Annotated in this window: 24 protein-coding genes; 17 read left to right on the top strand and 7 right to left on the bottom strand. The window is 58.1% G+C overall.

All coding sequences use genetic code 11. The annotated features are described in order from the left end of the window. Positions 1 to 9 precede the first annotated feature (9 nt). From crcB to ftsK, 4 genes are all read right to left on the bottom strand, one after another. On the bottom strand, positions 10 to 384 hold the full coding sequence (crcB, locus tag JOE34_RS16095; protein WP_003317947.1) for a fluoride efflux transporter CrcB: 375 nt from the start codon (positions 382 to 384) through the stop codon (positions 10 to 12). Then, positions 384 to 1,706, bottom strand: a complete 1,323-nt coding sequence (locus JOE34_RS16090; RefSeq protein WP_003411647.1) for a replication-associated recombination protein A — start codon at positions 1,704 to 1,706, stop codon at positions 384 to 386. Before JOE34_RS16090 ends, crcB begins: the two co-directional genes overlap by 1 nt. A gap of 18 nt (positions 1,707 to 1,724) precedes the next feature. Beyond that, entirely contained in the window at positions 1,725 to 2,348 is a 624-nt protein-coding gene (gene lolA / locus JOE34_RS16085) for an outer membrane lipoprotein chaperone LolA (protein ID WP_003371767.1), read from the bottom strand. 76 nt (positions 2,349 to 2,424) lie between these two features. Then, entirely contained in the window at positions 2,425 to 4,830 is a 2,406-nt protein-coding gene (ftsK, locus tag JOE34_RS16080) for a DNA translocase FtsK (protein ID WP_058417278.1), read from the bottom strand. A 468-nt stretch (positions 4,831 to 5,298) separates the two neighbouring features. Between ftsK and aat the strand changes: the two genes are divergently transcribed. The 3 genes from aat to infA all read left to right on the top strand — a co-directional run bounded on the left by aat (position 5,299) and on the right by infA (position 7,064). After that, a complete protein-coding gene (aat, locus tag JOE34_RS16075) occupies positions 5,299 to 5,988 on the top strand; it encodes a leucyl/phenylalanyl-tRNA--protein transferase (RefSeq protein ID WP_010425525.1) in 690 nt (229 codons plus the stop codon). Between the two features lie 48 nt (positions 5,989 to 6,036). Beyond that, the gene (locus tag JOE34_RS16070) at positions 6,037 to 6,744 is read left to right on the top strand and encodes an arginyltransferase (protein ID WP_003317953.1); all 708 of its coding nucleotides are present in this window, start codon (positions 6,037 to 6,039) and stop codon (positions 6,742 to 6,744) included. Positions 6,745 to 6,845: 101 nt separating this feature from the next. Next, positions 6,846 to 7,064: a translation initiation factor IF-1 gene (gene infA / locus JOE34_RS16065; protein WP_002553999.1), complete on the top strand. Its 219-nt coding sequence runs from the start codon at positions 6,846 to 6,848 to the stop codon at positions 7,062 to 7,064. A 116-nt stretch (positions 7,065 to 7,180) separates the two neighbouring features. Here the strand turns inward: infA and clpA are convergent, their stop codons facing one another. Next, a complete protein-coding gene (clpA, locus tag JOE34_RS16060) occupies positions 7,181 to 9,454 on the bottom strand; it encodes an ATP-dependent Clp protease ATP-binding subunit ClpA (protein ID WP_003317954.1) in 2,274 nt (757 codons plus the stop codon). Between the two features lie 30 nt (positions 9,455 to 9,484). Further along, positions 9,485 to 9,847, bottom strand: coding sequence for an ATP-dependent Clp protease adapter ClpS (clpS, locus tag JOE34_RS16055; protein WP_003317955.1), 363 nt, complete (start codon positions 9,845 to 9,847; stop codon positions 9,485 to 9,487). Positions 9,848 to 10,071: 224 nt separating this feature from the next. Between clpS and cspD the strand changes: the two genes are divergently transcribed. Next, complete coding sequence (gene cspD / locus JOE34_RS16050) at positions 10,072 to 10,347, top strand: cold shock domain-containing protein CspD (RefSeq protein WP_003317956.1); 276 nt, start codon at positions 10,072 to 10,074, stop codon at positions 10,345 to 10,347. Positions 10,348 to 10,965: 618 nt separating this feature from the next. Continuing rightward, positions 10,966 to 13,188: an NADP-dependent isocitrate dehydrogenase gene (locus JOE34_RS16045; protein ID WP_003395699.1), complete on the top strand. Its 2,223-nt coding sequence runs from the start codon at positions 10,966 to 10,968 to the stop codon at positions 13,186 to 13,188. 152 nt (positions 13,189 to 13,340) lie between these two features. On the opposite strand, the gene JOE34_RS16040 is transcribed toward JOE34_RS16045, so the two are convergent. Continuing rightward, on the bottom strand, positions 13,341 to 14,222 hold the full coding sequence (locus JOE34_RS16040) for an alpha/beta hydrolase (protein WP_010425532.1): 882 nt from the start codon (positions 14,220 to 14,222) through the stop codon (positions 13,341 to 13,343). On the opposite strand from JOE34_RS16040, the gene JOE34_RS16035 reads away from it, so the two are divergent. The 12 genes from JOE34_RS16035 (at position 14,215) to JOE34_RS15980 (ending at position 25,221) form a co-directional block, all read left to right on the top strand. Further along, a complete protein-coding gene (locus JOE34_RS16035; RefSeq protein ID WP_129112394.1) occupies positions 14,215 to 14,403 on the top strand; it encodes a hypothetical protein in 189 nt (62 codons plus the stop codon). The genes JOE34_RS16040 and JOE34_RS16035 overlap by 8 nt on opposite strands. A 122-nt stretch (positions 14,404 to 14,525) precedes the next feature. Then, the gene (locus JOE34_RS16030) at positions 14,526 to 15,431 is read left to right on the top strand and encodes a LysR family transcriptional regulator (protein WP_029572723.1); all 906 of its coding nucleotides are present in this window, start codon (positions 14,526 to 14,528) and stop codon (positions 15,429 to 15,431) included. Positions 15,432 to 15,473: 42 nt separating this feature from the next. Continuing rightward, positions 15,474 to 15,920 carry an NUDIX hydrolase gene (locus tag JOE34_RS16025; RefSeq protein WP_003317959.1) on the top strand — a complete coding sequence of 149 codons (447 nt, stop codon included), beginning with the start codon at positions 15,474 to 15,476 and terminating at the stop codon, positions 15,918 to 15,920. Between the two features lie 60 nt (positions 15,921 to 15,980). Then, positions 15,981 to 17,111 (top strand): tRNA 2-thiouridine(34) synthase MnmA, encoded by a 1,131-nt coding sequence (mnmA, locus tag JOE34_RS16020; RefSeq protein ID WP_024649772.1) that lies wholly within the window; start codon positions 15,981 to 15,983, stop codon positions 17,109 to 17,111. Continuing rightward, positions 17,111 to 17,731 carry a high frequency lysogenization protein HflD gene (gene hflD, locus JOE34_RS16015; RefSeq protein ID WP_003395695.1) on the top strand — a complete coding sequence of 207 codons (621 nt, stop codon included), beginning with the start codon at positions 17,111 to 17,113 and terminating at the stop codon, positions 17,729 to 17,731. Before mnmA ends, hflD begins: the two co-directional genes overlap by 1 nt. 131 nt (positions 17,732 to 17,862) lie before the next feature. Continuing rightward, on the top strand, positions 17,863 to 19,233 hold the full coding sequence (gene purB, locus JOE34_RS16010; RefSeq protein WP_003395694.1) for an adenylosuccinate lyase: 1,371 nt from the start codon (positions 17,863 to 17,865) through the stop codon (positions 19,231 to 19,233). A gap of 60 nt (positions 19,234 to 19,293) precedes the next feature. After that, a complete protein-coding gene (locus JOE34_RS16005) occupies positions 19,294 to 20,460 on the top strand; it encodes a cupin domain-containing protein (protein WP_003395693.1) in 1,167 nt (388 codons plus the stop codon). Next, positions 20,453 to 20,875, top strand: coding sequence for a GNAT family N-acetyltransferase (locus JOE34_RS16000; RefSeq protein WP_003317965.1), 423 nt, complete (start codon positions 20,453 to 20,455; stop codon positions 20,873 to 20,875). The genes JOE34_RS16005 and JOE34_RS16000 overlap by 8 nt, the downstream gene beginning before the upstream one ends. 186 nt (positions 20,876 to 21,061) lie before the next feature. Next, the gene (locus JOE34_RS15995) at positions 21,062 to 21,805 is read left to right on the top strand and encodes a secretin N-terminal domain-containing protein (RefSeq protein WP_046266444.1); all 744 of its coding nucleotides are present in this window, start codon (positions 21,062 to 21,064) and stop codon (positions 21,803 to 21,805) included. Between the two features lie 528 nt (positions 21,806 to 22,333). Beyond that, a complete protein-coding gene (gene aceA / locus JOE34_RS15990; RefSeq protein ID WP_016568452.1) occupies positions 22,334 to 23,659 on the top strand; it encodes an isocitrate lyase in 1,326 nt (441 codons plus the stop codon). Between the two features lie 463 nt (positions 23,660 to 24,122). Continuing rightward, a complete protein-coding gene (locus JOE34_RS15985; RefSeq protein WP_002554011.1) occupies positions 24,123 to 24,536 on the top strand; it encodes an NADH-quinone oxidoreductase subunit A in 414 nt (137 codons plus the stop codon). 10 nt (positions 24,537 to 24,546) lie between these two features. Next, positions 24,547 to 25,221 (top strand): NADH-quinone oxidoreductase subunit B, encoded by a 675-nt coding sequence (locus JOE34_RS15980; RefSeq protein ID WP_002554012.1) that lies wholly within the window; start codon positions 24,547 to 24,549, stop codon positions 25,219 to 25,221. Positions 25,222 to 25,262: the final 41 nt, after the last annotated feature.

Below are 25,262 nucleotides of genomic sequence, written 5' to 3'. Positions count from 1 at the left end.
TCTCGTCTATCAAAGTCTGGTCAGGGACAGGCCAGCCCAGGTTGCGAGCAGCCCGCCGAATACACTGATACCGGCATAGCCGAGGGCCAGCGGTACCTGCCCGCTTTCCAGCAGGCGCAGCGTATCCAGTGAAAAGGATGAAAAGGTCGTCAGACCGCCTACAAAGCCGACAAGCAAGCCGGCACGAATTTCGATGGGCACTTCCGGACGCAGCAGGAACAGTCCGTACAGTACACCGATGATCAGGCACCCGACGATGTTGACCGCCAGCGTCGCCGCATAAAAATAACGAGGCCAGTTGGCGCTGACCCAGGTGCCTGTCGCAAAGCGCAATAATGTACCAGCGATCCCGGCAATCGACACCGCAAGAATAGTCTGAATCATCACTTTCTCCGCTTGCGAGGGCTGGCATCGTCCAATGCGTTCAGATGCCTGAGCTTTTCACCGATCTTGAGCTCCAGACCGCGAGGCACAGGCTGGTAATACTGCCGTGGCTCCAGCTCGTCCGGAAAGTAGTCTTCGCCAGCTGCATAAGCATCGGGCTCATCATGGGCATAGCGATATTCTTCGCCATAACCTAGCTGCTTCATCAGCTTGGTAGGCGCATTGCGCAAGTGCAGCGGAACCTCCAGCGAACCGTGCTCACCTGCTTCGCGCATAGCCGCCTTGAACGCCATGTAGACCGCGTTGCTTTTTGGCGCACAGGCGAGATAGACAATAGCCTGCGCGACCGCCAGCTCTCCCTCGGGACTGCCAAGGCGCTCCTGCACATCCCAAGCGGACATACACAACGGCAGCGCACGAGGATCGGCATTGCCGATATCTTCACTGGCCATGCGCACCACGCGGCGCGCCAGATATAGCGGATCACAACCGCCGTCGATCATCCGCGCAAACCAGTACAGGGCCGCGTCGGGATTGGAACCGCGAATCGACTTGTGCAGTGCCGATATCTGGTCGTAAAACGCCTCGCCGCCCTTGTCGAAGCGGCGTCGACTGTCACCCAACAGGCTCTGCAGCAGCCCGACATCGATTTCGCTGCCATCTTCGGCCAGATCCGAGGCGTTCTCCAGCAAGTTGAGCATGCGCCGACCGTCGCCATCGGCGGCGGACATCAGCATCGCAAAACCCTCATCGCTCAAGGCCAGTTGCCGCTTGCCCAGCCCGCGTTCTTCGGTCAGGGCACGGTTGACCAGCTTGCGTAACGCCGCCTCGTCCAGGCTTTTGAGCACGTAGACACGCGCCCGGGACAACAAGGCGTTGTTGAGTTCGAACGAGGGGTTTTCGGTGGTCGCGCCGATAAAGATCAGCGTGCCGTCCTCGACATAAGGCAGGAAGGCATCCTGCTGTGACTTGTTGAAGCGGTGCACTTCGTCGACAAACAGGATGGTGCGCTTGCCGTACTGTCCGGCCTGCTGCCGGGCGACTTCGACGGCCTGACGGATTTCCTTGACCCCGGCGAGCACCGCCGAAACCGTCTCGAAGTGCGCGTCCGACACTTTGGCCAGCAGCTTCGCCAGGGTGGTCTTGCCCACCCCGGGCGGGCCCCAGAAAATCATCGAGTGCAGTGCGCCTTGCTCCAGCGCCTCACGCAGAGGCTTGCCGTGGGCAAGCACGTGTTCCTGGCCGACATACTCATCCAGGTTGGTAGCACGCAAACGTGCAGCCAGAGGCTGAGCTATCGGTTCGCGGCTGAACAAGTCCATGGTCAGAAATCGGCCCTTTTACTCTTGAATGACATCAGCACCCTTGGGAATCTGGAACTGAAACTTGCTGGCTGCGATCGACTCGTTGGCCTTGACCCCGGTGAACAGGATATTGGTGCGCTGACCTACGCTGTCGATCAACTGCATGTCGTTGATGATGCCGTTGCGGAACGACAGACGCAGGCTGTCGAACAGCGTGTCCTTGGTCTTGGGCTTGAGCACGAAATCGATCACGCCACCCGCCTCTTTCGCGGTGATGTCGAAGCTTTCGCTGATCTTTGATACATCACCGGACAGCAGCAAGGCTGGAGTCTGAGTCAGGCGCTGATCGAGCTTCTTGATCGTGACCTGCTCCAGATCAGGGTCCCACAGCGAGACTTTCTTGCCGTCCGAGACCATCAACTGCTCCTGTGGCGCATCGGTATGCCAGTTGAACAAGCCGGGGCGCTGCAGGGCCATTTCGCCGGTGGTTTCCTGCAACTGGGTACCGCCACCGTCCAGCGTCAGTTGCGAGAAGCGGGCGGTCAGGGTCTGGGATTTCTCCAGCAACTGGGTCAGGCGCGCCACGTCCTTGCTGTCGGCATGGGCGGGGATCATGGAGAAGGTCAGTGCAGTGGCCAACAGCATGCGGATAAGGCGCATGGGATTCCTCTTTGAAGTCGATGATGATGCGACAGCGTGGCGTGCACGCCGTCGCCGCAATACGGGGTGATAAAAATCAGTCGCGCACCGGCCCGGGGGCCAGGACTTCGCGCGAACCGTTGGTATTCATGGAGGTCACGACCCCTGCCATTTCCATCGCTTCGATCATGCGCGCTGCGCGGTTATAGCCGATCTTCAACTTGCGCTGTACGGCAGAAATCGAAGCGCGACGGCTTTCCAGCACGAACTTGACGGCCTCATCGTAAAGCGCGTCGCTTTCGCTGTCTTCACTGCCTTCGCCGCCACCGCCATCAAAGCCGCTGCCGGGCTCTTCGACACCGGCGAGAATATCGTCGTTGTAGTCCGGGGAACCTCGCAGCTTCCAGGCTTCTACCACACGATGCACTTCTTCGTCGGAAACGAACGCGCCATGCACACGAATCGGCAGGCTGGTGCCTGGCGGCATGTACAGCATGTCGCCGTGGCCCAACAGTTGTTCGGCGCCGCCCTGGTCGATGATGGTCCGCGAATCGATCTTGCTCGATACCTGGAATGCCATACGCGTCGGAATGTTGGCCTTGATCAGACCGGTGATCACATCCACCGACGGACGCTGGGTCGCGAGAATCAGGTGGATACCCGCAGCACGCGCTTTCTGGGCGATACGTGCGATCAGCTCTTCGACCTTCTTGCCGACGATCATCATCATGTCGGCGAACTCGTCCACCACCACGACGATGGTCGGCAGTTTGCTCAGCAGCGGCGCTTCGTCATGAATACTTTCGCGCTTGTACAGCGGATCGGCAAGCGGCTCGCCGGCATCCTGAGCTTCCTTGACCTTCTGATTGAAGCCGGACAGGTTACGTACACCCATCTTCGCCATCAGCTTGTAGCGACGCTCCATCTCGGCAACGCTCCAGCGCAGGGCGTTGGCGGCGTCCTTCATGTCGGTGACCACCGGACACAACAGGTGCGGAATACCTTCGTAGATGGACAGTTCGAGCATCTTCGGGTCGATCATGATCAGCTTGGCGTCTTCCGGGCCGGACTTGAACAGGATCGACAGGATCATGGCGTTCACACCCACCGATTTACCGGAACCGGTCGTACCGGCTACCAGCAGGTGGGGCATCTTGGCCAGATCGGTAATCACCGGCTTGCCGCCGATGTCGTGGCCCAGGGCCAAGGTGACAGGCGACTTGGCGTTATCGTATTCGGGAGTCGACAACACCTCGGAGAAGCGCACAATCTGGCGATCTTCGTTGGGGATCTCGATACCGACGGTGGTCTTGCCCGGAATCACCTCGACTACACGAACGCTGGTCACGGCGAGCGAGCGCGCAAGGTCCTTGGCGAGGTTGGAAATGCGGCTGACCTTGACGCCGGCGGCTGGCTGGATCTCGTAGCGGGTAATGACCGGACCGGGGTGGATGGAGTCTACCGAGACCTCCACACCGAATTCCTTGAGCTTGATTTCCAGCAAATGACCGACGGCCGCCAGAGACTCTGGGGAATAGTTGAGCTGCTTCTTCTCTGCCGGATCGAGGATGGAAATCGGCGGAAGCGTGCCTTCCACTGCACTGTCCACGAACAGCGGCGCCTGCTTTTCCTTCATGACGCGCTTGCTGGGCTCTACAGGCTTCGAAGGCGCTGGCGCGATGACCGCTGGCACGTGCTTTTCGCGCTCGGTCATGTGTTTGCTCAACGACGCTTCACGCTCAACCAGGCGCTCTCTGGCCTTGGCCTGCTCGCGACGATCGGGAGCCACAGGCGCCACCACATCGTTGACGCGCATGTCCACCTCACGCAACTGCGCAACCATCTGCTTGCGCTCGGCGCGGGCAGTCCACCAGCGGTTCGCAGCGCCTTGAAACAGTTCGAACAGGTCGAGGGTGATCTTGCCGGTGACATCCATCACCTTGAACCAGGACAGGTCGGTGAACACGGTCAGGCCGAACAGAAAAAGGGCAATGAACAGTAAGGTGCTGCCTTGAATATTCAGCGCTTTCTTGGCCAGATCGCCGAGCACTTCGCCCAGCACACCGCCTGCCGAGCCTGGGAAGCCGGCCGAGAAATGGAAATGGATATGCGCCAGCGCAGCGCCCGCCAGGATCAGGAACACCAGACCGATCAGGCGCCAGGAAAACAGCCAGCCGCTCCATTGCCATGGCTCATGGCGATGGCGAAAGACCTGCCAGGCTTTGATCGCCAGCAACAGCGGGAAGATGTAGGCGAAATAGCCCAGAACCATGAACAGAATATCGGCACAGAACGCACCTGCACGCCCTGCGGCATTCTGCACCTGTGCCGCATTGCTGCTGGTGTGGCTCCAGCCGGGATCGCTCTGATCGTAGGTCAGCAAGGCCATCATCAGATACAGGCACAGTGCGCCAAAGGCAATCAGGGCCCCTTCCTTGAGCCGGTAGTGCAATTGCTGTCGCCAAAGCGGGACAGCGCTGGGTGCTGGGGTGGATTTCTTCAAAACTCTTTATTTCCTGCGCAATAGCGCGAACATCTCGTTGATTGACCAGAAACGGCTGTCGGACGGCACTGACTGCTCCCGCATGGACAGGGAGCGCAGACAGCGGGAAAGCCTGTCGACAGACGCTTGAATGATAACGCCCAAAACAGGCATTGTACGGTTTTACAGCCACTTGAGTCTGTACGAAAACACACCAGATCCACTTCAGAAGGTTCCGCAAGACGGAACACGCTTTCACCTTCACTGACGATGTTCAATTTGAGCATGCATTGCGTTTTGTGACAAAGGCTTATGGCGTGTTTCTGTCAACGGTCTGCAACTTGAGCGGCCACGCGACCGTTGCGAGGCTCACGCCCTACCGCATGCACAAGGTACGCGCCATAATGACAACCGCTTGTGACCACGCCTGTCACACAGAGTTGCACACACAGACAGGTGCGCCCTCCCCTTCCGCAAAGTTGTGATGCCATGCTGACCTGGTTGACCCGCAACAGCCTCGATTTTCCCCCACTGGAAAAAGCCCTCCGTGAACCCAACGGTCTACTTGCCGCAGGCGGAGACTTGTCGGCCGATCGCCTGATCAGCGCTTATCGACATGGCTGCTTTCCCTGGTTTCAGGACGGTCAGCCGATTCTCTGGTGGTCTCCCGATCCGCGCACCGTGCTGTTTCCTGAAGAACTCCATGTCTCGCGAAGCCTCGGCAAGGTTCTGCGCCAGTCGCGCTATCGGGTGACCTTCGATCAGGATTTTGCCAGCGTGATCAAGGCCTGCGCTGCGCCTCGCAGCTACGCCAACGAAACCTGGATAACCGGCTCGATGCAGGCGGCCTACGTTGAGTTGCACCGCCGTGGCCACGCGCACAGCGTCGAGGTCTGGGATCAGGATGAACTGGTCGGCGGACTGTACGGCCTGGCAATGGGCCAGCTGTTTTTCGGCGAGTCGATGTTCAGCCGGGCAGACAACGCCTCGAAAGTCGGCTTTGCCACGCTGGTAGAGCATTTGACTGACTGGGGATTTGTGTTGATCGATTGCCAGATGCCCACTCAACATTTGCACAGCTTCGGCGCGCGCGCCATTCCTCGGCAGACTTTCGCCGATTACCTGTCCCGCCATCTGGACCAGCCGACCGACGCCGACTGGTCAGCTAGGCGAGTTTGACAGGCTGGCATACACTCATGGGTAAGGATTCACCATTAGGCGACGACCATGACAGAGCTGGCGAGGCTGAAGTTTTATGCCACTCAACCGCACACGTGCAGTTACCTGCCCGAAGAGCAGGCGACGACCCTGTTTCTGGACCCCAGCCAGCCGATGGATGTACAGGTCTATGCCGACCTGTCGGACATGGGTTTTCGCCGCAGCGGTGATCACCTCTATCGCCCGCACTGCCAGAACTGCAGCGCCTGTGTACCCGCACGCATTCCGGTGAGCCTCTTCGTCCCCGACCGCCAGCAAAAACGCATTCTGAAACGCAATGCCGACATTCAGGTGCAAAGCGCCAAACCAGTGTTCACTCAGGAATATTTCGATCTTTATCGGCGTTATATTGAACAACGGCACGCTGACGGCGACATGTTCCCGCCAAGTCGCGAGCAATTTTCGACCTTTCTGGTCCGCGACCTGCCCTTTTCGCGCTTTTACGAATTTCGTGTCGATCAACGCCTGTTGGCAGTCGCCGTCACCGACCTGCTGCCCAACGGGCTTTCAGCGGTCTATACGTTCTACGAACCCGATGAAGAACGCCGCAGTCTGGGCCGTTACGCGATTTTGTGGCAGATCGCCGAAGCTGCCAGGCTGCAACTGCAGGCGGTGTACCTCGGCTACTGGATCAAGAACTGCAAAAAGATGAATTACAAGACCCAATATCGCCCCATCGAGCTGCTCACCAATCAAAGATGGGTCACTCTGTATTGAACCCCTTGGCTTAAACTGGTTTTTTCGGGCACAATGCACGCCGCTTTTGCCTGGCGCCACTTGCACCGGGCCACTCATTTGTATACCGAGGGCTTTACTGCATGTCGAAAGAAGACAGCTTCGAAATGGAAGGCACTGTCGTCGACACCCTGCCCAACACCATGTTTCGCGTGGAGTTGGAAAACGGGCACGTCGTAACCGCGCATATCTCCGGCAAGATGCGCAAGAATTACATCCGTATTCTGACCGGTGACAAAGTGCGTGTAGAGCTGACGCCCTACGACCTGAGCAAAGGGCGCATCACCTACCGCGCTCGCTAAACAGGCATTAACGAAAACGCCCGGCATAAGCCGGGCGTTTTTGTATGCCTGTTTTTCTACAATCGATGCCCTCAACCTGCCCCGCATCATCATGATGCGGGGCGAGGCGTAGGCTATCAGGCCATTTCTGCCGTGGTTTCGAAATCGAAGGTGATCTCGCCATCCTTGATATCGATGTGCACCACGCCGCCATGTTCTGACAGTTCGCCGAACAGGATCTCTTCGGCGAGAGGCCGTTTGATCTTGTCCTGAATCAGGCGAGCCATCGGTCTGGCCCCCATTGCCGCATCGTAACCACCCTGCGCCAGCCAGCTTCTCGCCGCCTCGGACACTTCGAGCAGTACGCGCTTGTCTTCCAGTTGGGCCTGAAGCTCGGTGAGGAACTTGTCGACCACGCTCTTGATGACTTCGTGGCTGAGGCGACCAAACTGAATGATGGTATCCAGACGGTTGCGGAACTCCGGCGTGAAGCTCTTCTTGATCACTTCCATCGCGTCAGACGAGTGGTCCTGATGAGTGAAACCGATCGAAGCGCGCGCAGCAGACTCGGCCCCGGCGTTGGTGGTCATGATCACGATCACATTGCGGAAATCCGCCTTGCGCCCGTTGTTGTCGGTCAGCGTACCGTGATCCATCACCTGCAGAAGCAGATTGAAGACTTCCGGGTGAGCCTTTTCGATTTCATCGAGCAACAGCACGCAATGCGGCTGGCGGGTAATGGCCTCGGTCAGCAGACCGCCCTGGTCGAAACCGACGTAGCCCGGAGGCGCACCGATCAGACGGGAAACGGTATGCCGTTCCATGTACTCAGACATGTCGAAACGGATCAACTCGACGCCCAAAGCCTTGGCCAGCTGACGAGCCGCCTCGGTCTTGCCGACGCCCGTAGGACCGGCGAACAGGAACGAACCTACCGGTTTGTCAGGCGACTTGAGGCCTGCACGAGACAGTTTGATCGCCGTCGACAACGAGTCAATGGCCGCATCCTGCCCGAACACCGTGAGCTTGAGATCGCGCTCCAGGTTACGCAGCAGTTCCTTGTCGGAGCTATTGACGTGTTTTGGCGGAATACGCGCGATCTTGGCAACGATGTCTTCAACCTCGGGCACATCGATACGTTTAGCGCGCTTTTCGACCGGCTGCAGACGCTGGTAGGCACCCGCTTCATCAATCACGTCAATGGCCTTGTCAGGCATATGACGGTCGTTGATGTAGCGCGATGCAAGTTCTGCGGCAGCGCGCAGGGCTTCGTCGCTGTATTCGATGCTGTGATGCTGCTCGAAACGGCTTTTCAGGCCACGCAGAATACCAATGGTGTCCTCGACCGAAGGCTCGGACACATCGACTTTCTGGAAACGACGCGCCAAGGCACGATCCTTCTCGAAAATCCCGCGAAACTCCTGGAAGGTGGTCGAACCGATGCAACGGATCTCGCCGGAAGACAGCAGCGGCTTGAGCAGATTGGAAGCATCCATTACCCCGCCGGAGGCTGCGCCAGCACCGATGATCGTGTGGATTTCGTCAATGAACAGGATCGCCTGAGGACGCTTGCGCAGTTCGTTGAGCAACGCCTTGAAGCGCTTCTCGAAATCGCCGCGGTATTTCGTCCCGGCCAGCAACGCACCCAGGTCGAGCGAGTAGACGACGCTATTGGCAAGCAGGTCAGGCACCTGATTGTCGACGATGCGCTTGGCCAGACCTTCAGCGATAGCCGTTTTACCGACACCCGCTTCACCGACCAGCAAAGGGTTGTTCTTGCGACGACGAGCCAGAATCTGTGCCACCCGCTCGACTTCGCTTTCGCGGCCGACCAGTGGATCGATGCGCCCCTGACGTGCCAACTCGTTCAAATTGCTGGCATAGGCATCCAGAGGATTGCCTGAGGAAGATGCTTCACCGCCCTCGTCGTCCTGCATATCCTGTTCACCTTCAGAAGAGTGTTCGCCGTGCCCTGGCACCTTGGAGATACCGTGGGCGATGTAGTTGACGACATCGATCCGGGCCACGCTCTGCTGTTTGAGCAGAAATACGGCCTGGCTTTCCTGCTCACTGAAAATCGCGACCAGCACATTGGCGCCGGTCACTTCGCGCTTGCCTGAGCTCTGCACGTGGAAGACTGCCCGTTGCAGCACGCGCTGGAACCCGAGCGTCGGTTGTGTCTCGCGGTCCTCGTCATGAACGGGGATCAGCGGAGTGGTGGAGTCGATGAACTCCTGCAGATCATGCTTGAGTTTATCGAGGTTTGCGCCGCAGGCACGCAGGACAGTGGCTGCAGCCTCATTATCCAATAGAGCCAGCAGGAGATGCTCGACCGTCATGAACTCATGACGCTTCGAACGTGCCTCCTTGAAGGCAAGATTGAGGGTGACTTCGAGCTCACGGTTTAACATAGCTTCACCTCATACCCAAGTGGTCGGCGTTTAACCGTCCTTCTCGATCTCACAGAGTAGCGGATGCTGGCTCTCCCTGGCGTATTGATTGACCTGCATTGCCTTGGTCTCGGCGATGTCACGGGTAAACAATCCGCAGACTGCCCGTCCCTCTGTATGGACGGCCAGCATGACTTTGGTGGCCAGCTCACGATTCAGGTTAAAAAACACCTCGAGTACTTCTACGACGAAATCCATCGGGGTGTAGTCATCGTTGAATAAAACCACCTTGTACATCGGTGGCGCCTGCAGGGCCGGCTTGGCGTCCTGCACCGCAATGCCCGCCGAGTCGTCCTCGTGCGACTGCGGATCATCCTGATTGAATGTTAGTCGAATCTTGCTGAATGCATGCATGGAAAGAAATGTTCGTTTGAGGGCGGATTGAGCAATTTAGTCGCAGTCTGGGCGGTTTTTAAATGGGCTGCCACATGACCTTGACTATCAGCTAAACGGTGTTACAAACAATAGAGCCCACATTGGGTAAAAAGGGTCCGTGCAGTCAACCAAAATTTTTTGGGTGAGCAGCGGATTGAAGTGGATGATACTCCTGACGGAGTCCTTTGCAGAGGGAGATGGTAATGATTGAAGGAAAAGTCAAGTGGTTCAACAATGCAAAAGGGTTTGGGTTCATAAACGCTGAAGGCAATGACGAGGATCTGTTCGCTCATTTCTCGGCCATCGAAATGGACGGTTACAAAACTCTAAAGGCTGGCCAGAAAGTCAGATTTGAAGTCGCCCAAGGTCCAAAAGGGCTTCATGCGGTAAAAATCAAAGGCTTGGAAGATAAAAAGCTGGATCCGGCAAAAGAAACACATCCGCTGCACCAGCAGGACCACGCTCACGCGGACGCCTGATACTCATGTTGAAAAAGTGATTAGATCTATAGCGGCAGCCATCAGAGCCAGCCGAATCAATAGAAACATGCAATGAGCTTTGCCGGACACGTAGAAAGACAGGGACATTGGTCTGTTTATATCCGTCACGCTCCACAGGGTGTCGAATTAGCGGTTATTGCACCGCGGATACCCAGACTCCAATCCAGAACGTTCCGTTCGTCTACCCCAAACCGTCCTGAACAACGAAAATCCGCCCTCACCATCTGCCCCCCCCATCAAGGCGTGCCAGGCCCCACATGCCAACCATTCCAGACAGCTGCCTGGAGGACTGCGCGTTCGACCAACGGCGGATATTCATTTTTCGATAGCTCGCATAGCATTAATGCTTGGTGCCAATGGTTTGATATACTCGCGCCGTGACCGCAGAGTCATCAAGGCCGACCCGTCCGAATTCTGACCCTCGGCCTTCCTTATGCGTCGGGCTGCTACCTGACCCGACAGCTTGACGCTCGACTGATGCACCCAACATCACCGCGAATAAACCTCGACCTGGCTCATGGCCGAACCGTGGGCAAGCGCGCTTAGAATGCGCGTATCGAGATTTTGTGCATGCTCAGCAAAAGAGAGTTAATACGAATGTCCAACCGCTCGAAGATCATCTACACCTTCACCGACGAAGCTCCGGCCCTCGCCACCTACTCCCTGCTGCCTATTATCGAAGCGTTCACGGCAACCTCCGATATCGACGTGGAAACACGCGACATTTCTCTGGCGGGCCGTGTTCTTTCCAGCTTCCCGGAATTGCTTGCCGACAAAAAAGTGCCGGATCATCTCGCCGAGCTGGGCAAACTGGCCACTACGCCAGAGGCCAACATCATCAAGCTGCCTAACATCAGCGCCTCGGTCCCGCAATTGAAGGCGACCATCAAGGAGCTTCAGAATCAGGGCTACAACATTCCTGACTACCCTGAAAACCCTGCCACTGACGCGGAAAAAGAAACCCGCGCACGCTACGACAAGACCAAGGGCAGCGCCGTGAACCCTGTTCTGCGCGAAGGCAACTCCGATCGCCGCGCCCCGCTGTCGGTCAAGAACTACGCGCGCAAGCACCCGCACAAGATGGGCGCCTGGTCAGCTGACTCCAAGGCTCACGTTGCACACATGAGCAACGGCGACTTCTACGGCAGCGAAAAAGCTGCCGAGATCGCAGCCGATAACACCGTCAAGATCGAACTCGTCGCCCAGGACGGCACCACCACCGTCCTGAAGGAAAAAACCTCCGTCAAGGCGGGCGAAGTCGTCGACTGCTCGGTCATGAGCGCCAAGGCCCTGCGCAGTTTCATTGCTGCCGAAATCGAAGACGCTCGCAAGCAGGGCGTTCTGTTTTCGGTGCACTTGAAAGCCACCATGATGAAGATCTCCGATCCGATCATGTTCGGCCAGATCGTCGACGAGTTCTACAAGGACGCGCTGACCAAGCACGCCGATACGCTCAAGCAGATCGGCTTCAGCCTGAACAACGGCATCGGCGACCTGTACGAACGCATCACTGCCCTGCCCGCTGACAAGCAGGCAGAAATCAAGGCTGACATCGAAGCGGTCTACGCCGTTCGTCCACAGCTGGCGATGGTCAATTCCGACAAGGGCATCACCAACCTGCACGTGCCGAGCGACGTCATCGTCGACGCCTCGATGCCGGCAATGATTCGTGACTCCGGCAAGATGTGGGGCACAGATGGTCAGTTGCACGATGCCAAGGCCGTCATTCCGGATCGCTGCTACGCCACCATTTATCAAGCGGTCATCGAAGACTGCAAGAAAAATGGCGCATTCGACCCGACCACCATGGGCAGCGTACCGAACGTCGGTCTGATGGCTCAGAAGGCCGAAGAGTATGGCTCCCACGACAAGACGTTCCACATTCAGACCAACGGCGTGGTTCGCGTAACCGACAGCCAGGGCAACCTGCTGATGGAACAGAACGTCGAAGCCGGCGATATCTGGCGCATGTGCCAGGCCAAGGACGCACCGATCCAGGATTGGGTGAAACTGGCCGTCAACCGTGCCCGCGCCAGCAACACCCCGGCTATCTTCTGGCTGGACTCGTCCCGCGCCCACGACAGCGTGATGATCGAGAAAGTGCGCAAGTACCTGGGCGACCATGACACGTCGGGCCTGGATATCCAGATCCTGTCACCTGTCGACGCGATGAAGCTGACCCTGGAACGCACGCGCGCAGGCAAGGACACCATTTCGGTGACCGGCAACGTTCTGCGCGACTACCTGACTGACCTGTTCCCGATCATGGAACTGGGCACCAGCGCGAAGATGCTGTCGATCGTTCCGCTGATGAACGGCGGCGGTCTGTTCGAAACCGGCGCGGGTGGTTCGGCTCCGAAGCACGTGCAGCAGTTCGTCGAGGAAAACTTCCTGCGCTGGGATTCGCTGGGCGAATTCCTCGCGCTGGCAGCGTCCCTCGAGCATCTGGGCCATGCCTACAACAATCCGAAAGCGTTGGTTCTGTCCAAGACCCTCGACCAGGCCACTGGCGAGTTCCTGGACCGCAACAAGTCGCCTTCGCGCAAGGTAGGCGGTATCGACAACCGCGGCAGCCACTTCTACCTGACCCTGTTCTGGGCTCAGGCACTGGCTGCTCAGAACGACGATGCAGACCTCAAGGCGCAGTTCGCACCTCTGGCCAAGACCCTGACCGACAACGAAGAAAAAATCGTTGCCGAGCTGAACGCCGTTCAGGGCAAGCCGGTGGATATTGGCGGCTACTACTTCCCTAACCCGGAAGTCACCAGCAAGGCCATGCGCCCGAGCGCCACGCTCAACGCGGCCATCGCCGCGCTGTAAGAGGCAATCCGAGGCGGTGCATAAAAGATGCACCGCCCCACAAAAAATCCCCGGCCTGTTGCCGGGGATTTTTTTTATCCATGAAAAATTTCAGCCGCCTGTGTAAGCCCAGGCGCCAGGGAGATGCTCGCTCAAGCACACCATTTATCCCTTCAGCTTTTCAGTGTGCGCGAAAGAAAGTCGCGAATGTATTCGGCGACCTCAGGCGCGTGTGTTTCCAATGCAAAGTGCCCTGCATCCAGCAGATGCACTTCAGCAGCCGGGACGTCCTTGCGATAAGCATGCGCGCCAGGCGGTATGAACGCAGGATCGTGCTTGCCCCAGACCGCCAGCAAGGGAGGCTGATATTTGCGCAAGTATTCCTGAAACGAGGGGTAAGCCGCTACGTTACTGCGGTAGTCAAGAATCAGGTCAAGCTGGATCTCCTCTGCGCCCGGCCGCGCCATATACATAATGTCGAGGTTGTAGCCATCGGGAGAAAGCTTTTCAGGATCGGCTCCCGTACCGTATTGCCAGTCCCGGATGACTTGCGGTGACAACGAGGCGCGACAGGCTTCGCGATTGGCTGCCGAAGGCTCGCGCCAATAGGCTTGCCACGGACCCCATTGATCGCTGAATCCTTCCAGGTAGGCGTTGCCGTTCTGACTGATGATTGCAGTAACCTTCTCCGGGTTCGCCGCTGCGAGCCGCAAACCTGTCGGTGCGCCATAGTCGAATAGGTATAACGCGTATTTCTTCAGGCCCAGCGCCTCGGTGAAGCGCTCGATCACCTTGTAAAGGTTTTCGAATGTGTAATCGAACTGCCCGCGCGGTGAAGCCTTGGTATTACCGAATCCAAGCAGGTCGGGAGCGATCAGGCGGTACTGACTCGCCAGCAAGGGCATCAGGTCGCGAAACATGTGGCTGGAACTCGGAAAACCATGAAGCAACAGCAGCACCGGGGCGTCCTTGGCTCCGACTTCGCGATAGAACACATTGACGTCTCCTACCTGCTGAGTGTGAAACGTCACGCGGAAGGCGTCATCAATGTTCATTGCATTTTCCCTGGATAGAGGTTTATTGCTTGCAGAAGCGGCGCTCACCAACGACGCCCCGAGAGCAGAAGCAGCGCCTAACGCTGACACCTGTAAAACCTTGCGCCGACTGACACCGGATGCGGCATTTTCAGCGTCGGCTGAACCGAAATTTTTCATAGAAGAGTCTGACCGGGCTTGATGAATGTGCAGCCATCCTAATCATTGCTCCTAAAATGCAGAATCACCGCAAAAATCAATTCACCATTTCAAAATCTGAAATGCTGATACGATTTCGCATCTCTCGTGGCAAGCAGGCAGCCTATGGACCGTATTCAGGAAATGACGCTTTTTGCCGCACTTGCCGAGCAAACCAGTTTTGCCGGGGTGGCCCGCCACTTTGGCCTGTCGACCGCTACGGTAACCCGGGCTGTCGCGAGCCTGGAGAGCCGCCTGGGCATCCTTCTGGTGGTGCGCACCACTCGCAATATGCGGCTCACCGAGGCGGGCCAGCGCTTCGCCGCTGATTGCCGTCGATTGCTTGCCGACCTTGATGAGGCTGAAAGCGCGGCAGGCGGCTTGCATGCGTTGCCAGGCGGCCTGCTGACGGTCACCGCACCTCAGATGTTCGGCGCGCTGCATGTCGTACCCGTAATGACGAGCTTTCTCGAGCGGTTTCCGGCCGTGGACATCCGTGCCATTCTGGTCGACAGGGTAGTGTCCATGCTCGATGAGGGCATCGACGTGGCGGTCAGGATCGGCACCCTGCCCGATTCGTCTCTTACCGCAATCCCGACAGGTAGCGTGCGGCGCATGGTTTGCGCCTCCCCTGCCTACCTCGAAAAGCATGGAGCCCCGCAGCATCCCGACGATTTGCGACAGCATTCCACAGTTTCAACCACCACCGCCGAACGCTCGCCTCACTGGCTTTTCCGGATCGATGACAAGAATTATTCAGTAGACGTCGCCTCAAGACTCAGTCTGACGTCTTATCAGGCGGCGATCAGCGCAGCGTTACAGGGCTGGGGACTGACCCAGGTGCCGTACTATCAGATACGCGAGCACCTGCAGGAAGGCAGGCTCAAGTGTGTTCTGGAGACGTTCGAAATAATCCCGGAACCGGTTCACGTTGTTTACCTGGAGGGCCGTCGTCGCTCATCCAAGGTGCGAGCCTTTGTGGACTTCTGCGTCAGCGCCCTGAGGCATGATCTGCAATTCGATCAACAATAAGCTGTTACGGCTGACTCAATCCCCAGCAAAGAGACCATTATCATGACTTGGCAAGCCCACGTTACCGTCGCCACTATCGTCGAAGATCAAGGCCGCTTTCTGTTCGTCGAAGAAATCAAAGGCGGACGCGCCGTACTCAACCAACCCGCCGGGCACCTCGACCCGAACGAGAGCCTGCAACGCGCTGCAGTGCGTGAAACCCTGGAAGAAACCGGCTGGGACGTCGAATTGACTAGCGTGGTGGGCATCTACCTGTACACCGCACCGAGCAATGGCGTGACCTACCAGCGAATCTGCTTTGCCGCCAAGGCCCTGCGCCACCATCCGGAATATCAACTCGATGAAGGCATCGTCGGCGCAGTCTGGCTGACTCGCGATGAACTGGTAGCCCAGCAGGAGCGCTGGCGCAGCGAGCTGGTATTGCGCTGCCTGGACGACTACCTCGATGGTGAACATTTCAGTCTCGACCTGCTGCGCGACAAGGCGTGAGACTCGACGCCCTCAGCCTGATAGAATCGCGTCCTTTTACAGGTCAGCCGTTGAATCCCCATGCGTGATCCAGCCCCCTCGAACTCAGAAATGAAGCGCGTCATAGTCGGCATGTCCGGCGGCGTGGACTCTTCCGTTTCCGCCGTACTGCTCATGGAGCAGGGTTATCAGGTGGAAGGCTTGTTCATGAAGAACTGGGAAGAAGACGACGGAACGGAATACTGCACCGCCCGCGAAGACCTGGCAGATGCCCAGGCCGTGTGCGACAAGATCGGCATCAAGCTGCACACGGCCAACTTCGCGGCCGAGTACTGGGACAACGTCTTCGAGCACTTCCTTGAAGAGTACAAGGCCGGGCGCACGCCGAACCCGGACATCCTGTGTAACCGCGAAATCAAGTTCAAGGCGTTTCTCGACTACGCACTGATGCTCGGCGCCGACCTTATTGCTACAGGCCATTACGTACGCCGCCGTGATATCGATGGACGTACCGAGCTGCTCAAGGGCCTGGACCCGAACAAAGATCAGAGCTACTTCCTGCACGCCGTTGGCGGCGAGCAGATTGCCCGCACCCTGTTCCCGGTTGGCGAGCTAGAAAAACCGGAAGTGCGCGCCATTGCCGAAAAGCACGGCCTGGCCACTGCCAAGAAGAAGGATTCCACCGGAATCTGCTTCATTGGCGAACGCCGCTTCACTGATTTTCTGCGCCAGTACCTGCCCGCCCAGCCCGGCGAAATCAAGACCACCGAAGGTGAAGTCATCGGTCGTCACAGCGGCCTGATGTACCACACCATCGGCCAGCGTCAGGGTCTGGGCATCGGCGGTCTCAAGGATGCCAGCGATGATCCGTGGTACGTGCTGGTCAAGGACCTGGACAACAACGAACTGATTGTCGGTCAGGGTAACGATCACCCCTGGCTGTTTTCCCGTGCGCTGGTTTCTTCGGAAATCTATTGGGTCAACCCGATCGATCTGAGCAGCCCGCGCAGGCTCACCGCGAAGGTCCGTTATCGTCAGGGCGACCAGCCATGCACACTGGAAAAAACCGCAGACGGTTATCGCGCCACATTCGATGACCCGCAACGCGCCGTCACTCCCGGCCAGTCTGTGGTGTTCTACGACGGCGAAATCTGTCTGGGCGGCGGCGTGATCGAAATTGCCGAACCCTGGACCAGCAAGGACAAGCGTTGATGAGCCCGACTCAGGAACAACTGATCGCTCTGGGCGGTGTATTCCAGGCCGCCGTGCTCGTCGACCGGATCGCCAAGACCGGTCAGATCAGCGAAGCGGCCCTGGGCTGCATGCTCGGCAGCCTGCTGGTGGTCGATCCCAAGGATACGCTGGACGTCTACGGCGGCGACGATCTCAACCTGCACGAAGGCTATCGCGCCATGGCCAGCGCCCTGGAGCGCGACCCGGCAACCTTGCAACGCGAGCCGTTGCGCTACGCCCTGTCGATGCTCGGCCTCGAGCGTCAGCTGGCCAAGCGCGATGACCTGCTTGAAGTGATCGGCAAACGCATTCCGGTGATTCAGTCACAGGTCGAGCATTTTGGCATCGCCCACGAGAACGTGATTGCCGCGACCGGCGCGCTGTATCAGGACACCCTGAGCACCTTGCGCCAGCGCATTCAGGTGCAAGGCGACATGCGTAATCTGCAGCAGCCGAATAATGCCTCGAAGATTCGCGGCATTCTGCTGGCCGGTATTCGCTCTGCCCGCCTGTGGCGGCAAGTTGGCGGTCATCGCTGGCAACTGGTGTTCAGCCGCCGCAAGTTGTTGAAAGAACTTTATCCATTGCTGCACGGCTGACCCGCCGCGCGCCAATGACCTTCACCACCCCTGGCACGACGCTGTCTACGCTGGTCGGCGGACTCCGGTCCGACTGACTTTTCATGTATGATATGCGCCCTTTTCGTCGCCCGACTGTCCGAGAGCATCCCATGCAGCTTTCTTCGCTCACTGCGGTTTCCCCTGTTGATGGCCGCTACGCCGGCAAAACCCAGGCCTTGCGCCCTATTTTCAGCGAATACGGCCTGATCCGTTTCCGCGTGATGGTTGAAGTTCGCTGGCTCCAGCGTCTTGCGGCTCACCCGCAGATCACCGAGGTCCCGGCCTTCTCCGCGCAAGCCAACGCCATCCTGGATACCCTGGCCGAAGACTTCTCCGTGGAGCATGCCGAGCGAGTCAAGGAAATCGAGCGCACCACCAATCATGACGTGAAGGCTGTGGAGTATCTGCTCAAGGAGCAGGCTGCCAAATTGCCAGAGCTGGAAAAGGTCAGCGAGTTCATCCACTTCGCCTGCACCAGCGAAGACATCAACAACCTGTCTCACGCATTGATGCTGCGCGAGGGCCGCGACACTGTCGTGCTGCCGCTGATGCGTCAGATCGCCGACGCTATCCGCGAGCTGGCGATTCGCTTCGCAGACGTGCCGATGCTGTCCCGCACCCACGGCCAGCCCGCCTCCCCGACCACATTGGGCAAGGAACTGGCCAACGTCGTCTACCGCCTCGAGCGTCAGATCAGCCAGATCGCGGCAGTCCCGTTGCTCGGCAAGATCAACGGCGCAGTCGGCAACTACAACGCCCACCTCTCTGCCTACGCAGACATCGACTGGGAAGCCAACGCGCGCGCCTTCATCGAAGACGAGCTGGGCCTGGGCTTCAACCCCTACACCACGCAGATCGAACCGCACGACTACATTGCCGAGCTGTTCGATGCTATTGCGCGCTTCAACACCATCCTGATCGACTTCGACCGCGACATCTGGGGCTACATCTCGCTGGGCTATTTCAAGCAGCGCACCATCGCTGGCGAAATCGGCTCCTCGACCATGCCGCACAAGGTCAACCCGATTGACTTCGAAAACTCCGAAGGCAATCTGGGCATCGCCAACGCACTGTTCCAGCACCTGGCGAGCAAGTTGCCTGTGTCTCGCTGGCAGCGTGACCTGACCGACTCCACCGTGCTGCGCAATCTGGGCGTCGGCTTTGCCCACAGCGTCATTGCCTACGAAGCCAGCCTCAAGGGCATCAGCAAGCTGGAACTGAACGAACAGCGCATTGCCGCCGATCTGGACGCATGCTGGGAAGTTCTGGCAGAGCCGATTCAGACTGTCATGCGTCGTTACAACATCGAAAACCCATACGAAAAACTGAAAGAACTGACACGCGGCAAGGGCATCGGTCCTGAAGCGTTGCAGACTTTCATCGACGGCCTGGACATGCCTGCCGAAGCCAAGGCCGAGCTCAAGAAGCTCACGCCGGCCAATTACATCGGTAACGCAGCCGCTCAGGCCAAGCGCATCTGACACGCAAAAAAATTGCACACGCCCGGCTGTGCCGGGCGTTTTCATTTCAAGGGCTTACACATGAATCCTGATATTCCTCTGCAACTTCTGGGCGGCATCAGTGCTCGCGTTTTCCTGCGTGACTACTGGCAGAAAAAACCGCTGCTGATCCGCCAGGCTCTGCCGGACTTTCAAAGCCCGATCGACGCGGACGAGCTTGCCGGCCTCGCCCTGGAAGAAGAAGTGGAGTCGCGCCTGGTCATCGAAAACGGCGAGCGTCCATGGGAGCTGCGTCGTGGCCCGTTCGCTGAAGACGAGTTCAGCAAGCTGCCCGAGCGCGACTGGACGCTGCTGGTCCAGGCCGTGGACCAATTCGTCCCGGAGGTCAGCGAGCTGCTGGAAAACTTCCGTTTTCTGCCCAGCTGGCGGATTGACGACGTGATGATCAGCTACGCAGCCCCTGGCGGCAGCGTCGGTCCGCATTTCGACAACTATGATGTGTTCCTGCTTCAGGGACATGGCAAACGGCACTGGCAGATCGGCCAGATGTGCGATGCGGAAAGCCCGCTGCTGCAGCATGCCGACCTGCGCATCCTTGCCGAATTCGAGAAGACCGAAGAGTGGACGCTGGAACCGGGCGACATGCTTTATCTGCCGCCACGCCTGGCGCACTGCGGCGTCGCCGTCGACGACTGCCTGACCTACTCGGTCGGTTTCCGGGCGCCAAGCGCTGCCGAAGTCCTGACTCACTTCACCGACTTCCTCAGCCAGTTCATCCCGGATGAAGAGCGCTATACCGATGCTGACGCCCAGCCGGTCAGCGACCCTCATCAGATCCAGCATGACGCGCTCGATCGCCTGAAAACGCTGCTGGCCGAGCACATGAGTGACGAACGCCTGCTGCTGACCTGGTTCGGCCAGTTCATGACCGAGCCGCGCTACCCGGAACTGGTGACCGGCCCTGAGCTGGAAGAACAGGACCTGCTCGACAGCCTCGAGCAGGGCGCGGTGCTGATTCGTAACCCGAGCGCACGGCTGGCCTGGTCTGAAGTTGATGACGATCTACTACTGTTTGCCAGTGGCCAGAGCCGTCTGCTGCCGGGCAGCCTGCGTGACCTGCTCAAACTGATCTGTGCCGCCGATGCGTTGCACAGCGAAAACCTTGGCCAATGGTTGGCCGATGACGAGGGGCGCAATTTGCTTTGCGAACTCGTAAAACAAGGAAGCCTGGGATTTGCCGATGAATAAAGTCACTGTAGCTGTCGCCCAATGGCAGAAGAACAACGCCGATATCCGGCGCATACGCGATTCGGTATTCATTGCCGAACAATCGGTGCCGCCGGAACTGGAGTGGGATGCCGAAGACGCAGGTGCCGTGCACTTTCTTGCGTACGAAGGTGAATATGCGGTGGGCACTGCCCGACTGCTGCCAGATGGCGAGATCGGCCGCTTGTCAGTCCTGAGAGACTGGCGTGGCCTGAAGGTCGGCGAGGCTCTGTTGGGTGCCGTGATCCATGAAGCTGAACAGCGTGGCCTCAAGCCGCTCAAGCTGAGCGCTCAGGTGCAGGCCGTCGAGTTTTATCAGCGCTTCGGCTTTTCGGTTATCAGCGACGAGTTTCTCGAAGCCGGCCTGCCACACGTCGATATGCTCCGCGAAGCGTGATCAACGCGATTATGTAGGCGCTCACCGCGGCACTACATAATGATCGCCCTGCCCTTTTTCGCTAGACCCTCTCAAGGTCGAACCGAAAAGCGGCAGGGCTTTTTCATGCCTGACCATTCAGCTTGATTGCCTGCAGCCGACACAGTGGCACAATCATGCTTTACGCGCTTACCGCGGAGAATGAACATGTCAGTACGCAACTTGCTCAATGCAGCGCTCACCTCGATGCTGATCGTCCTCAGCGCTCACGTCTTCGCAGCGACCGAAGTCGTCCCGCTCAACTACCGCACCAGTGCCGATCTATTGCCGGTCGCCAAATCCTTTCTGGGGGACGAAGGCACCGTCAGCGCCTACGGCAATCAACTGATCGTGAATGCAGAGTCACGCAAGATCGAAGAACTTCGCGCCTTGATCTCGCAACTCGATACCGCACCGAAACGCTTGCTGATCAGCGTTGACACCAGCGACAGCGCGACGCGCAACAGCAGCGGCTCGCCAGTGATCGAGTACGGTACCGCCAGCCGTGAAGGCGGCGTGCAACAAGTACAAACCAGCGAAGGGACCCCTGCACTCATTCAGGTTGGCCAGAGCGTGCCACTGACCTCCTCATCCACGGACGCGTACGGATACTCGCGAAGCGACACCGAGTACCGCAATGTAACTCAGGGGTTTTACGTCACGGCCAGCGTGACCGGCGACACGGTTCACCTGAGCATCAGCACCAATCATGACCGCATGAGCCAGGAGCGCCCTGACGCCGTCAAGGTGCAGAGTACCGACAGCCAGGTGAGTGGCAGGCTGGGAGAATGGATCACGCTGGCGAGCAATAGCAACGAATCCGTCGCCGATCAGAGTGGTCTGGCGCAACGCTATTCCACCCAGGGTCGCGACGATATGATTTTGCGCGTAAAGGTCGAAACCCTCGAATAGCCTGTATGGGGTGAAAACCCAATACTTACGGGCCTTTTGATGACTGGCCGGTCGACTTCCCACAAATATGTAGTGATTTAAAAAAAGCACTACAAAAGGTTTGACGCCCCCCGGAAGTGCGAGGCATGATTGCCTCGCTCCCGCTAATCAGAGGCTTTGCAAAGAGTCTTCGAGTCGCCGCTCTCACACACCCCGCAGAGCCGATTCGTGTCCGCACCGCCCACAAGGCAGTTTGACGAGGTTGCGACTGGAACGAAGTTGTCCCGAGGGACGGAAGCGTAAACGGTAACCCGGCAAGGCCGACGGTGATGCACAACGCCACTGCAGGCCCGACTGTCCACCTGACAGCCTCATGTCCGGACGCCCGCTCTCCCCTCGAGTACATCGTTCACCTGTCGCGACCCACGAACGTGCGGCTTCAAGCAAAGCCCCGGATCAGCGAGCAGCCATCTACCGTGCCTTCGATAAACGAGGCGTTTTGGCGGAGCAGGACTTTCCAACGAGACCTACTTCTAGAGGTTTATCACCATGGCACTGACACGCGAACAACAAATAGCGGCTCTCGAGAAAGACTGGGCTGAAAATCCGCGCTGGAAAAACGTGACCCGTACTTACTCCGCTGCAGATGTGGTCCGCCTGCGCGGCTCGGTTCAACCCGAACACACCTTTGCACGACTGGGTGCAGACAAGCTGTGGAATCTGGTGACCCAGGGTGCCAAACCGTCCTTTCGACCGGACAAGGATTTCGTCAATTGCATGGGTGCCCTCACTGGCGGCCAGGCCGTGCAGCAGGTCAAGGCCGGTATTCAGGCCATCTACCTGTCCGGCTGGCAGGTCGCTGCCGACAACAACTCTGCCGAGTCCATGTACCCGGATCAGTCGCTGTACCCGGTCGACTCGGTGCCGACCGTGGTCAAGCGCATCAACAACTCGTTCCGCCGTGCCGACCAGATCCAGTGGAAAGCCGGCAAGGCACCGGGCGACGAAGGCTACATCGACTACTTCGCCCCGATCGTGGCAGACGCGGAAGCCGGATTCGGCGGTGTACTCAATGCCTATGAGCTGATGAAAAGCATGATCGAAGCCGGTGCCGCCGGGGTGCACTTCGAAGACCAACTGGCTTCGGTGAAGAAATGTGGCCACATGGGCGGCAAGGTGCTGGTCCCGACTCAGGAAGCCATACAGAAACTGGTCGCAGCACGCCTGGCCGCCGACGTGGCCGGTGTACCGACCATCATTCTGGCCCGGACTGACGCCAACGCTGCCGACTTGCTGACATCCGATTGCGACCCGTACGACAAGCCATTCGTGACCGGCGAGCGAACCCACGAGGGGTTTTACAAGGTTCGCGCCGGTCTCGATCAGGCGATCTCGCGTGGCCTGGCGTACGCGCCCTACGCCGATCTGATCTGGTGCGAAACAGCCAGACCGGATCTGGACGAGGCACGCCGCTTCGCCGAAGCGATCAAAAAGGAATACCCGGACCAGTTGCTGTCCTACAACTGCTCGCCGTCCTTCAACTGGAAGAAAAACCTCGACGACGCAACCATCGCCAAATTTCAGCGCGAGCTGTCGGCCATGGGTTACAAGCACCAGTTCATCACCCTGGCAGGCATTCACAACATGTGGCACAGCATGTTCAATCTGGCACACGACTACGCCCGCAATGACATGACCGCCTACGTGAAGCTGCAGGAACAGGAGTTCGCCGACGCTGCCAAGGGCTACACCTTCGTGGCCCACCAGCAGGAAGTGGGTACCGGCTATTTCGATGACATGACGACCGTGATCCAGGGCGGAGTATCGTCGGTAACCGCACTGACCGGCTCCACCGAAGAAGAGCAATTCCACTGATACACCGCGCAACGCGTTGAAAAGACAGGCCGCCCGTAAGGGCGGTCTGTGTTTTGTGTCAGAAGGTGCCGGTATTGATTTCGGACAATATGCAGTTGCCGAGCGAATGCTACAAAAGGCGCACTTTATAAGCAGTACCGTTACCCACTATGCGACGACTACCGCACGCTGAACTATCAAGGCTCCCTCAAATGATATTAATTATCATTCAAATTGCCTTTCCTTACATTTCGTGCACAAGAAACATAATTAATGAAATCCCCGCTGACGCCCGTCTGGCAGGCCCTGCAGCCTCCGTGAAAGGCCGTGGGCAATTAATTCCGTAAATAAATTTGATGTAGAAAATTTACTTGCCAAGTGTTTGCACATAAAATCAATCCGTTGACCGCACTGCGACATTTCGTCACTGCCTCGACTCTTTATCAAGCACAGAGACCTTTGCTCTCTAACAAGGACTGACAGCATGCCCGAATCGACAGGTCTGATTGCCCATAACTGGGGCTTCGCCATTTTCCTTTTGGGTGTTGTCGGCCTTTGCGCCTTCATGCTCGGTCTGTCCAGCCTGCTCGGAAGCAAGGCCTGGGGTCGCAGCAAGAACGAACCTTTCGAATCCGGCATGCTGCCTACCGGCAGTGCGCGCCTGCGTCTCTCCGCAAAATTCTATCTGGTCGCGATGCTTTTCGTGATCTTTGACATTGAAGCCCTCTTTCTCTTTGCCTGGTCTGTGTCCGTCCGCGAAAGCGGCTGGACCGGATTCGTCGAAGCTCTCGTTTTCATAGCAATTCTGTTGGCAGGTCTTGTCTACCTATGGCGGGTTGGCGCTCTTGACTGGGCTCCTGAAGGTCGCCGTAATCGGCAAGCGAAGCTGAAACAATGAGGCTTTGGCGATGCAATATAATCTCACCAGGATCGACCCGGACGCTCCTAACGAGCAGTACCCCATCGGCAAACGGGAAACCGTTTCCGATCCGTTAGAAGATCAAGTCCACAAAAACATCTACATGGGCAAGCTGGAAGACGTGCTGAACGGTGCGGTCAACTGGGGACGTAAAAACTCCCTGTGGCCCTACAACTTCGGCCTGTCGTGCTGCTATGTGGAAATGACCACCGCCTTCACGGCACCCCACGACATCGCCCGCTTTGGTGCCGAAGTCATCCGGGCGTCGCCACGACAGGCGGATTTCATGGTTATTGCCGGTACCTGCTTCATCAAGATGGCGCCGATCATCCAGCGTCTCTACGAGCAAATGCTCGAACCCAAGTGGGTCATTTCCATGGGTTCGTGTGCCAACTCCGGTGGCATGTACGACATCTACTCAGTGGTCCAGGGGGTGGACAAATTCCTTCCCGTGGATGTCTACGTGCCCGGCTGCCCGCCCCGCCCCGAGGCGTTTCTGCAAGGCTTGATGCTGTTGCAGGAATCCATCGGCAAGGAGCGTCGCCCTCTTTCCTGGGTCGTTGGCGATCAAGGCGTGTATCGCGCCGAGATGCCGTCGCAAAAGGAACAGCGCCGCGAACAGCGTATTCAGGTGACCAACCTGCGCAGCCCCGACGAAGTCTGATCCAGCCCGTTCTTCTTATAAAAAAGACAAGAACCGGGGTT

Source organism: Pseudomonas sp. PvP028, assembly GCF_017832255.1.
Classification (GTDB): domain Bacteria; phylum Pseudomonadota; class Gammaproteobacteria; order Pseudomonadales; family Pseudomonadaceae; genus Aquipseudomonas; species Aquipseudomonas syringae.
This window is presented reverse-complemented; position numbering and strand designations above follow the sequence as displayed.

Coding starts and splice junctions, on each gene's coding strand:
- crcB (WP_003317947.1), bottom strand. CDS start 384: ATGATTCAGACTATTCTTGCGGTGTCGATTGCCGGGATCGCTGGTACA.
- JOE34_RS16090 (WP_003411647.1), bottom strand. CDS start 1,706: ATGGACTTGTTCAGCCGCGAACCGATAGCTCAGCCTCTGGCTGCACGT.
- lolA (WP_003371767.1), bottom strand. CDS start 2,348: ATGCGCCTTATCCGCATGCTGTTGGCCACTGCACTGACCTTCTCCATG.
- aat (WP_010425525.1), top strand. CDS start 5,299: ATGCTGACCTGGTTGACCCGCAACAGCCTCGATTTTCCCCCACTGGAA.
- JOE34_RS16070 (WP_003317953.1), top strand. CDS start 6,037: ATGACAGAGCTGGCGAGGCTGAAGTTTTATGCCACTCAACCGCACACG.
- infA (WP_002553999.1), top strand. CDS start 6,846: ATGTCGAAAGAAGACAGCTTCGAAATGGAAGGCACTGTCGTCGACACC.
- clpA (WP_003317954.1), bottom strand. CDS start 9,454: ATGTTAAACCGTGAGCTCGAAGTCACCCTCAATCTTGCCTTCAAGGAG.
- clpS (WP_003317955.1), bottom strand. CDS start 9,847: ATGCATGCATTCAGCAAGATTCGACTAACATTCAATCAGGATGATCCG.
- cspD (WP_003317956.1), top strand. CDS start 10,072: ATGATTGAAGGAAAAGTCAAGTGGTTCAACAATGCAAAAGGGTTTGGG.
- JOE34_RS16045 (WP_003395699.1), top strand. CDS start 10,966: ATGTCCAACCGCTCGAAGATCATCTACACCTTCACCGACGAAGCTCCG.
- JOE34_RS16035 (WP_129112394.1), top strand. CDS start 14,215: ATGTTCATTGCATTTTCCCTGGATAGAGGTTTATTGCTTGCAGAAGCG.
- JOE34_RS16040 (WP_010425532.1), bottom strand. CDS start 14,222: ATGAACATTGATGACGCCTTCCGCGTGACGTTTCACACTCAGCAGGTA.
- JOE34_RS16030 (WP_029572723.1), top strand. CDS start 14,526: ATGGACCGTATTCAGGAAATGACGCTTTTTGCCGCACTTGCCGAGCAA.
- JOE34_RS16025 (WP_003317959.1), top strand. CDS start 15,474: ATGACTTGGCAAGCCCACGTTACCGTCGCCACTATCGTCGAAGATCAA.
- mnmA (WP_024649772.1), top strand. CDS start 15,981: ATGCGTGATCCAGCCCCCTCGAACTCAGAAATGAAGCGCGTCATAGTC.
- hflD (WP_003395695.1), top strand. CDS start 17,111: ATGAGCCCGACTCAGGAACAACTGATCGCTCTGGGCGGTGTATTCCAG.
- purB (WP_003395694.1), top strand. CDS start 17,863: ATGCAGCTTTCTTCGCTCACTGCGGTTTCCCCTGTTGATGGCCGCTAC.
- JOE34_RS16005 (WP_003395693.1), top strand. CDS start 19,294: ATGAATCCTGATATTCCTCTGCAACTTCTGGGCGGCATCAGTGCTCGC.
- JOE34_RS16000 (WP_003317965.1), top strand. CDS start 20,453: ATGAATAAAGTCACTGTAGCTGTCGCCCAATGGCAGAAGAACAACGCC.
- JOE34_RS15995 (WP_046266444.1), top strand. CDS start 21,062: ATGTCAGTACGCAACTTGCTCAATGCAGCGCTCACCTCGATGCTGATC.
- aceA (WP_016568452.1), top strand. CDS start 22,334: ATGGCACTGACACGCGAACAACAAATAGCGGCTCTCGAGAAAGACTGG.
- JOE34_RS15985 (WP_002554011.1), top strand. CDS start 24,123: ATGCCCGAATCGACAGGTCTGATTGCCCATAACTGGGGCTTCGCCATT.
- JOE34_RS15980 (WP_002554012.1), top strand. CDS start 24,547: ATGCAATATAATCTCACCAGGATCGACCCGGACGCTCCTAACGAGCAG.